This is a genomic window from Peribacillus sp. P4_B1, from assembly GCF_056402395.1.
Map to the genome: position 1 here is coordinate 1 of NZ_JBFUHM010000166.1, position 640 is coordinate 640.

The window sequence follows — 640 nt, forward strand, 5'->3', positions numbered from 1 at the left end:
AAATAAGCATCGCCTGCATCGACAATTTTTTAAGTCCCCTTAAAGTTGTCCAACGCATACCATGCTTTTCTTTTGCATCTGCGAATACACGCTCAATCGTTTCTTTACGTTTCGCATATATAGTTTTTACATCTTGATGATGACGCAGATGATCTGCTTCTTCCACATGTGTTTGCCAAATATGCCGTATCACCACTTTTTGATGGTCTTTGCTTTCTGTACACTGAGATAAAAATGAGCATGTCGCACAAGTGTGTTTGGGTGATTTATCCCTCTTTATTGGTTGTTGAGTACTTTAATAGCTCTCCCGAAGGACAAAGGTAACAATCAAAATGTTCATCGTATACATAGTCCTGTTTGCGGAAAAATCCTTCTTTGGTGCGAGGACGTGTAWAAGGTAAAGCYGGTATGATTTCTTTGTTAAATAGGTAGCTTGTAATCGCTGGTGTTTTATAAGCTGCATCTGCGGCAACGGCTTCCGGTTTTCCAACTTTCTCAATCACTTGTTCAACTAGTGGCTCTAAGATCTGACTGTCATGTATATTTCCAGGTGTTACAATCGTTCCCAATACAAAACCGTTGCGGTCTGCGGCCGCGTGGAATGAATAGGCAAACTGTTTTGTTCGTTCATCTTTCACAT

1 pseudogene is annotated in these 640 nt (G+C 40.6%); it reads right to left on the minus strand.

Features of this window, described 5'->3' with window-relative positions:
* Positions 1 to 640, minus strand: a pseudogene (locus AC1DVK_RS27090) (transposase); the annotation flags it as partial.